Source organism: Falsiroseomonas sp. (genome assembly GCF_030695085.1).
Taxonomy (GTDB): Bacteria; Pseudomonadota; Alphaproteobacteria; order Acetobacterales; family Acetobacteraceae; genus Falsiroseomonas.
In genome coordinates, this window is record NZ_JAUYTS010000191.1 from 1 (window position 1) to 7,905 (window position 7,905).

Annotated in this window: 8 protein-coding genes and 1 pseudogene; 6 read left to right on the forward strand and 3 right to left on the reverse strand. The window is 73.5% G+C overall.

Annotated features, from left to right (window positions below; genetic code table 11):
• A pseudogene (locus Q8S40_RS20470) lies at positions 1 to 133 on the forward strand (IS481 family transposase); the annotation flags it as partial.
• A 1-nt stretch (position 134) separates the two neighbouring features.
• Here Q8S40_RS20470 and Q8S40_RS20475 read toward each other — a convergent pair.
• Positions 135 to 656: a cupin domain-containing protein gene (locus tag Q8S40_RS20475; RefSeq protein ID WP_305671881.1), complete on the reverse strand. Its 522-nt coding sequence runs from the start codon at positions 654 to 656 to the stop codon at positions 135 to 137.
• A gap of 101 nt (positions 657 to 757) precedes the next feature.
• Here Q8S40_RS20475 and Q8S40_RS20480 point away from each other — a divergent pair, with 101 nt between their 5' ends.
• Positions 758 to 1,411: a ribonuclease HII gene (locus tag Q8S40_RS20480; RefSeq protein WP_305671882.1), complete on the forward strand. Its 654-nt coding sequence runs from the start codon at positions 758 to 760 to the stop codon at positions 1,409 to 1,411.
• Positions 1,412 to 1,630: 219 nt separating this feature from the next.
• Positions 1,631 to 2,719 (forward strand): site-specific DNA-methyltransferase, encoded by a 1,089-nt coding sequence (locus Q8S40_RS20485; RefSeq protein ID WP_305671883.1) that lies wholly within the window; start codon positions 1,631 to 1,633, stop codon positions 2,717 to 2,719.
• A gap of 8 nt (positions 2,720 to 2,727) precedes the next feature.
• Here the strand turns inward: Q8S40_RS20485 and Q8S40_RS20490 are convergent, their stop codons facing one another.
• The gene (locus tag Q8S40_RS20490) at positions 2,728 to 3,264 is read right to left on the reverse strand and encodes a biotin transporter BioY (RefSeq protein ID WP_305671884.1); all 537 of its coding nucleotides are present in this window, start codon (positions 3,262 to 3,264) and stop codon (positions 2,728 to 2,730) included.
• Positions 3,261 to 4,370: an A/G-specific adenine glycosylase gene (locus tag Q8S40_RS20495; RefSeq protein WP_305671885.1), complete on the reverse strand. Its 1,110-nt coding sequence runs from the start codon at positions 4,368 to 4,370 to the stop codon at positions 3,261 to 3,263. Before Q8S40_RS20495 ends, Q8S40_RS20490 begins: the two co-directional genes overlap by 4 nt.
• Before the next feature lie 2 nt (positions 4,371 to 4,372).
• Between Q8S40_RS20495 and Q8S40_RS20500 the strand changes: the two genes are divergently transcribed.
• The 3 genes from Q8S40_RS20500 to Q8S40_RS20510 all read left to right on the forward strand — a co-directional run.
• Positions 4,373 to 4,834, forward strand: coding sequence for a DUF721 domain-containing protein (locus Q8S40_RS20500; protein WP_304810635.1), 462 nt, complete (start codon positions 4,373 to 4,375; stop codon positions 4,832 to 4,834).
• A 27-nt stretch (positions 4,835 to 4,861) separates the two neighbouring features.
• A complete protein-coding gene (locus Q8S40_RS20505) occupies positions 4,862 to 5,497 on the forward strand; it encodes a thioredoxin domain-containing protein (RefSeq protein ID WP_305671886.1) in 636 nt (211 codons plus the stop codon).
• A gap of 3 nt (positions 5,498 to 5,500) precedes the next feature.
• A partial coding sequence (locus tag Q8S40_RS20510) for an AAA family ATPase (protein WP_305671887.1) occupies positions 5,501 to 7,905 on the forward strand: 2,405 nt, incomplete at its 3' end.

Genomic DNA, 7,905 nt, shown 5'->3' on the forward strand with positions numbered 1-7,905 from the left:
CTACAACTTCGGCCGCCGACTGAAGACCCTGCGCGGACTCACGCCCTACGAGTTCATCTGCAAGCAGTGGACCGCAGAGCCACAGCGGTTCAACGCCAACCCGCTCCACCAAACGCCAGGACTAAACATCTAGGTCAGCCGTAGCCGCGCTGGTCGGGGGAAGCGGCTTCGGCGCGCGCCTGCTCCTGCGCCTGCTGGTCGACCGGCTGCGTCGCGCCGTCCGTCCCGCCCCCCGGCTCAGCTTCACCCCCCGGCTCCGGTTCACCCTCTGGTTCCGCTTCGCCCTCGGCGGGCTCGAAGTCGAAATCGCCGTGCTGCGACTGCCAGCTCTGCACCGTCAGCAACCGCGCGCCGCCTGTGCTCTCATGCGGCCCATGCACCACGCCGGCGGCATGGGTCAGGCAGGTGCCGGTTGTCACCGGCGTGCCGGCCTCGGTCAGGTCGCCATCGAGCAGGAAGTGCATCTCCGACCCCGCCTGATGCCGATGCGCGGGAATCCGGCCGCCGGGCGGGATGTGGACAATGGTCGTCACCACGCCCGAAGCGGCCTTCTCGTTCAGGATCTGGATGCGGAAGGTGCCGCCCGTCGCGCCAGGGATGTGGAACGGCGTCGGCTCCACCTGGTCCACCGTCACCTGCAAACTGCCCTTCGGCATGGTCGGTTCTCCGCTGGTTCAGCTTCCCGAACGCCCGGTCCGGCCACGCGGTTGCCGCGCCGAGATTCCCTCGCGGCCACGGTCGCGCTATGCCGGTCGCCATGCCGGATTACAGCATCGAATCGGAAGCGGGCGGGCGCGTCGCCGGGGTGGATGAGGCAGGCCGCGGCCCGCTCGCCGGCCCGGTGCTGGCTGCGGCCGTGGTGTTCCTCACGCCGCCTTCCGCCGCCCTCGCGGCGCTGCTCGATGACAGCAAGAAGCTGAACGCCGCCCGCCGCGACCTTGCCTATCTGGCGCTGATGGAGGCCACGCGGCTCGGCCAGGTGGATTGCGCGATCGCCGCCGCCAGCGTGGCGGAGATCGCCCGGCTGAACATCCTGCGCGCCAGCCACCTGGCCATGGCGCGTGCCCTGTGGCGGCTGCGGCTGCCCTGCGAGCTGGCGCTGATCGACGGCAACATGGCGCCCGCCCTGCCGGGCCCGGTGCCCGCGCGCGGCTTCCGCTGCATCATCGGCGGTGATGCGCTGAGCCTGTCGATCGCCGCCGCCTCGATCCTGGCGAAGGTGACGCGGGACCGGGCGATGGCGCGGCTCGATCGCCGCTTCCCCGCCTGGGGCTTCGCGCGTCACCAGGGCTACCCGACGGCCGAGCACCGCGCCTGCCTGGCCCGCCTCGGCCCGACGCCGCATCACCGCCGCGGCTTCGCGCCGGTGGACCAGGCCTGGCTGCCGCTGCAACCGGCCCTCGCGGGCTGATCTTCCCATTATGCCAAATCCCGCAGATCGCGGCGGATCTGCCCTCGAGCGCCGGCGCTTCGCTTGGCTCGCCGCACGTGCGGCGGCGGCCATCCGGCCGCAGGTTCCGATCAATGGGATTGGTCGTATCAGCGCCTTGCGCGCTTCGGCTCAGTTGACGCCGCGACTCCGCGCCGCGCATGTTGCCGGCTGCGACTCGGCGGGGTGTGTGACGAAACGATGGGGACGGGACTAGACCTGCCGCTGGACGAGGTGCTGCTCGGCGATTGCATCGCCACGCTCAAGCGCCTGCCGCCGGCCTCGGTGCACATGATCTTTGCCGACCCGCCCTACAACCTGCAGCTCAAGGGCGAGCTGCGGCGGCCGGATGACAGCCTGGTGGATGGCGTCGATGATGCCTGGGACCAGTTCGCCAGCTTCGCCGCCTATGATGCCTTCACCCGCGAATGGATGGCTGAATGCCGCCGCGTGCTGCGCAAGGACGGCACGATGTGGGTGATCGGCAGCTACCACAACGTGTTCCGTCTCGGCGCCGCGATGCAGGATCTCGGCTACTGGATCCTGAACGACGTGGTCTGGCGCAAGGCCAACCCGATGCCGAACTTTCGGGGCCGCCGCTTCACCAATGCGCATGAGACGATGATCTGGGCGGCGCGCGGCCCGGAATCCCGCTACCGCTTCAACTACGCCGCCATGAAGTCGCTGAACGACGACGTGCAGATGCGCAGCGACTGGTATTTTCCGCTGTGCACCGGCGGCGAACGCCTGCGCGGGGAGGATGGCGCCAAGCTGCACCCGACCCAGAAGCCGGAAGCCCTGCTGCACCGCGTGCTGCTGGCCTGCACCACGGCCGGGGAGGTGGTGCTGGACCCCTTCTCCGGCACTGGCACCACGGCGGCGGCGGCCAAGCGGCTCGGCCGGCGCTACATCGGCATCGAGCAGGACCCGCTCTACAAGGCCGCCTCCGAGGAACGGCTGAGGCTGGTGGAGCCGATGGATGAGGGCGCGGCGCTGTCCCTGCCGAGCAAGCGGGAACAGCCGCGCATCGCCTTCGGGGTGCTGGTGGAACGCGGCCTGGTGCCGGCCGGCAGCACGCTGGTGGACCGCAACCGCCGCTGGCGCGCCACGGTGGGCGCCGATGCGACTTTGCGCTGCGGCGCCGCGACGGGGTCCATCCACAAGGTCGGCGCCGCGCTACAGGCGGCGCCATCCTGCAATGGCTGGACATTCTGGCATATCGAGACCCGCGACGGCCGCCTGCGGCTGATCGACGAGTTCCGCCAGGAAATCGCAGCCCAGGGAGGCTGAGGCGCGTATCAGCGCCGCGCCAGCGCCCGCAGCAGCGCCAGCGCCAGGGCGGTCTTCACCAGCGTGCCCGGCACGAACAGCAGGAAGCCGACCTCAAAGGCGCGCGCCGGGCCGACATAGCCGGCCAGCCAGGCCAGCCCCGGCACGAACAGCAGCAGATGCGCCGCCAGCAGCACCACGGCCTGCCGCACGAAACCCTGGCCGCGCGCGAAGCCGGCCAGCCAGGCGGCGAGCGCGAAGCCGATCAGGTAGCCGCCCGTCGGCCCGAGCAGCGCCGCCGGCCCCGCCGCGCCATTGGCGAAGACCGGCAGCCCGGCCAGGCCCTGCGCCAGATAGGCCGCGACCGCGGCAAAACCTGCCGCCGGGCCGCCCAGCGCGCCGAGCAGCAGCACCACCAGGCTCTGCAAGGTCGCCGGCACCGGCCACATCGGCAGGCTGACCTGCGCCGAGGCCGCCAGCAGCCACGATCCAAGCAGTGCCATCCCGGCGAAGCGCGCGGCCGTGGTGGCGCGGCTGCGGGTGGTGAGGGGCAAGGTTTGCGTCATGGTGAGGGTTCCTGCGTTCCGGCGCCGCCTGTCTCACGCAGCGCCGCGTCCTGTCCAGCCGCACCATCCCACAGGGTCAGCAGCCGGTGCATCACGCTCGGCATCGCCGTACGCGCGGCCGCGGGGTCCATCCAGGCATGGCCGGGGATCTCGGCCGTGCCGGGCAGGCGGGCGGCCAGCAGGGCCATGCGCAGCTCGAAATGTGTGAAGCCGTGCCGCGCCTCGCCGTCCAGCAGGCGCCAGCGCAGGCCGGACAGCGGCGCATGGGCCAGCGCCTCGGCCTCCGCCCAGGCCTCCGCGCGCCAGGGCGTGCCGGGGATCTCCAGCATGCCGCCGAGCAGCCCCTTCTCCGCCCGGCGCCGCACCAGCACCAGGCCGCGCGCATCCCGCAGCAGGAAATGCGTGCCATGGCGGGTGGGGCGCGCCGCCTTTGGCGTCTTGCGCGGCAATTCGGCCTGCACGCCCGCCGCCTGCGCGGCGCAGCCACCGTGCCAGGGGCATAGCGCGCAGGCCGGGTTGCGTGGGGTGCAAATGGTGGCGCCCAGGTCGAACAGCGCCTGGGCGAAATCGCCCGGCCGGGCGCGGGCGGAAGGTGCCGCCATCCAGCCCTGGGCGAGGTCCGAAAGCCGCTTCTTCGCCGTCGGCAGCGGCGTTTCCACCCGGCAGACCCGGGCCACCACCCGTTCCACATTGCCATCCGCCGGCACCACAGCCTCATCGAAGGCGATCGCGGCGACGGCGGCGGCGGTGTAGGGGCCGATGCCCGGAATGGCGCGCAGCCCCGCCGCATCCCGCGGAAAACCCTGCGCCGCCAGGGCCTTGGCGCCGGCATGCAGGTTGCGCGCGCGGGCATAGTAGCCGAGCCCCGCCCATTCCTCCGCCACCTCCGCCCATTCTGCGCCGGCCAGCGCATCCACATCGGGGAAACGAGCGAGGAATCGTGTATAGCGGGGCCCGACGGCGGCGACCGTGGTTTGCTGCAGCATCACCTCGGACAGCCAGACCCGGTAGGGATCGGGCCGGCTGCCATCCCGCCAGGGCAGCACCCGGCGATGGCGGTCATACCAGGCCAGCAGCAGTTGAGGTTGAGGAAGGGGAGGGTTCACGCGTGGCACAGGATGGCGATCAGCGACGGTTTCCGACAGCCCCCCTGCCGCTGTCCTCGCTGATTCCGCGCCTCACCCGGCCCGCCTTCCGCAAGCGCAGCCCGGCCGGCGCGCAGCTCATGGCCGATTGGCCGGGCATCGTCGGCCCCGCGCTGGCCGCCACCACCCAGCCGCTGCGGGTGACCAGCGGCACGCTGACGCTGGCCTGTTCCGGCCCGGTGGCGATGGAATTGCAGCATCTGGCGCCGGAGCTGATCGCCCGGATCAACGCGCATTTCGGCCGCGTGGCGGTGGAGCGGCTGCGCTTCGTGCAGCAGGCCCCTGCCGGCGCGGCGCGCCCCGCCCCGAAGCCGAAGCCGGTGCAATTGCCCGCCCCGGTGGAGGCCCGGCTGGCGGAGATGCCGGCGGGCGAATTGCGCGATGCCCTGGCAAAGCTGGCCCTCGGCGTATATCGAAAGCGTTGAACCTGTCCTTTCGGGGAGCCCTTCTGCATGCTCGACCGCCGTTTCCTCCTGACGCTCGCCGCCAGCTTCGCCCCCGGTCTTGCCCTGGCCCAGGGCGCCGCCCCGGCGCAGCCGGCCCCGCCGCCCCTGGCCGCCGATGACCCGCGCATGGCGGAGCGCAGCGCCGGCCGCGCCGATGCGCCGGTGACCGTGATCGAATATTTCTCCCTCACCTGCGGCCATTGCGCCGCCTTCCACCGCGAAACCTGGCCGCGGGTGAAGTCGGAGCTGGTGGAGACCGGCCGCATGCGGATGGTGTTCCGCGACTTCCCGCTGGACGGGCTGGCCCTGGCCGCCTCCGCCGTGGCCCGCAGCCTGCCGGTGGAACGCTACGAGCCCTTCATCTCCACCCTGATGTCCACCCAGGACCGCTGGGCCTTCGCACGTGGCGGCGACCCGCGGGAGGAGCTGTTCAAGGTGGCGGCGCTGGCCGGCATGTCGCGCGCGAAATACGACGAGGTGCTGGCCGACCAGGCGCTGGCGCGCGCCATCCTGGCCGCCCGCGTCGCCGGGCAGCAGGAGCACAACATCACCTCCACCCCCAGCTTCGTCTTCGGCACCCGCACCGTGCCGGGCAACATGGCCTTCGCGCGCTTCGCCGCCCTGGTCGCCGAGACGCGCTGATCCATGGAATCCGTGCCGGCCGAGGAGACGGGCGAAGCCCCGGACGAGCCGACCCGCACGGACGTCCAGGCGGAGGCCGCGCGCCATGCACGGCTGACCCGGCTGCGCATCGCCGGCTTCAAATCCTTCGCCGAGGCGACGGTGGTGGAGGTGATGCCGGGGCTGACCGGCATCGTCGGCCCGAATGGCTGCGGCAAGTCCAATGTGGTCGAGGCGCTGCGCTGGGCGATGGGCGAGACCAACGCCCGCGCCATGCGCGGCGGCGAGATGGACGACATCATTTTTGCGGGCACCTCCACCCGCCCGGGCCGCAACGTCGCCGAGGTGACGCTGACCCTGGAGGAGGCGCTGGGCCTGGCGCCACCGCCCAATGCCGAGGCGCCGGATCTTGAAATAGTCCGGAAAATTGCGCGCGGGGAGGGCAGCTCCTTCCGGGTGAACGGGCGGGAACTGCGTGCGCGGGACGTGCAGACGATGTTCGCCGATATCGGCTCCGGCGCCCGGTCCTCCGCCATGGTCAGCCAGGGCCGCGTCGCCGCGCTGATCTCGGCGCGGCCGGAGGAACGCCGCGCGGTGCTGGAGGAAGCGGCCGGCATCGCTGGCCTCCGCGCCCGCAAGCATGAGGCGGAGCTGAAGCTGCGCCAGGCCGAGAACAATCTGGGCCGGGCCGAGGATTTGATCGGCCAGATGGAGGCCGGGCGCCAGAACCTGCAACGCCAGGCCCGCCAGGCCGCGCGCTACCGCAACCTTTCGGGGCTGGTGCGGGAGGCGGAGGTGGAATGGCTCGCCATTCTGCGCGCCCGCGCCCAGGGCGCGCTGGCCCAGGCGCGGGAGGCCTTCGCCACCGCCCGCCACGCCACATCCCAGGCCGAGGCCGCCGCCGAGGCCGCCGCGCGCCGCGCCTTCGCCGCCGAACAGGGCCTGCCCGCGCCGCGCGCCGCGGAAGCCACCGCCCGCACCGCCCTGGAACGCCGCCGCGTGGAAGCGGAGACGCTGGGCGCCGAGGAAGCCCGCGCCCGCGAAGCCCTGGCCGGCGCCCAATCCCGCCACGCCGCCTTGGCGCGGGATCTGGAACACGCGGCCGGCGTCGAATCCGATGCCGACACCGCCGAGGCCCGGTTGCAGGCGGAGGCCGAGGAGCTTTCCCGCATTGCCGCCGAACTGCCCGGCCGCAGCGCCGATGCGGAACGCGCCGAGGCGGAGGCGATCGCCGCCGTGGCCGAGGCCGCCGCCGCCGCCGACCGCGCCACCGAAGCCGCCGCCGAGGCCGCCGCCCAGGCCAATGCGCTGGCCACCGCGGAGGGCGAGGCCGCCAGCCGTGCCGAGCGACTCTCCCAGCAATTTTTGCGAATTGCCGCCGATCACACGGCGGCGCAGCGGGCGGTTGTGCCGGAAGCGGCCTTGGCCGAGGCCGCGACCCGCACGAGCACCGCCGAAGCCGCCTTGGCCGAGGCCGAGGCGACGCTGACGACCACGGAGGCCGCCCGCGCCGCCGCCCAGTCCGCGCATGAGGCGGCGCGGCGGCTGGCGGCGGAGGCCGAAGCCACCGAATCCCGCGCCAACAGCGAACTCCAGGCCGCCGAGACCGCCGCCCGCCGTGGCGCCGAACAGCAATCCCGCCTGACCGCGGAGCGCGACGCCGCCCGCGCCGGCGCTGTTCCCGAAGCCGAAATGGCCACGGCCCGTGCCGAGGCCGCTGCTGCCGCCGCTGCGCTCACCGAAGCCCGCGCCGCGCTCGACGCCGCCGAGAAGGCGCGCACCGCCGCCCAATGCCGCCACGAAGCCGCCCGCGCCGCCGCCAGCGAGGCCGAGGCCGGCCGCGCCCGTGCCGCCGCGGAGGCCGCCGCGCTGGCCGAGGTGCTGCGGGCGCGGGAAGTGGGCAGCGGTGCCGAATCCGTGCTCGACCGCATCGGCGTGCCGCCCGGCCTCGAAGCCGCCCTCGGCGCGGCGATGGGGGAGGGGCTGGATGCGGCGCTGGACCCGGAGGCGCCGCGCCACTGGCGCAGCCTGCCGCCGTTGGACCCGATGCCCGCTCTGCCCGCCGGGGCCACGCCGCTCGCCCGTCTGGTCGAGGCGCCGGATGCGCTGTCCCGCGCCCTGTCGCAGATCGGCCTGCTGCCCAAGGGCAGCGACGGCGCCGCGCTGCAACCCTTGCTGAAGCCCGGCCAGGCGCTGGTGACGGAGGATGGCGCGGTGTGGCGCTGGGATGGCCAGGGGCTGCTGCCCGGCATCCCCACCCCCGGCGCCGTCCGCCTCGCCCAGCGCAACGCGCTGCGCGCCGCCAGCGCCCGGCTGGACCAGGCCGAGGCCGAGGCCGGCGCCGCCAGCACCGCCCGCAGCCAGGCCGCCGCCGCCGAGCAGGAAGCGCGCGGCGCCGAGGCCCGCCAGCGGGAAGCCCGCGCCACCGC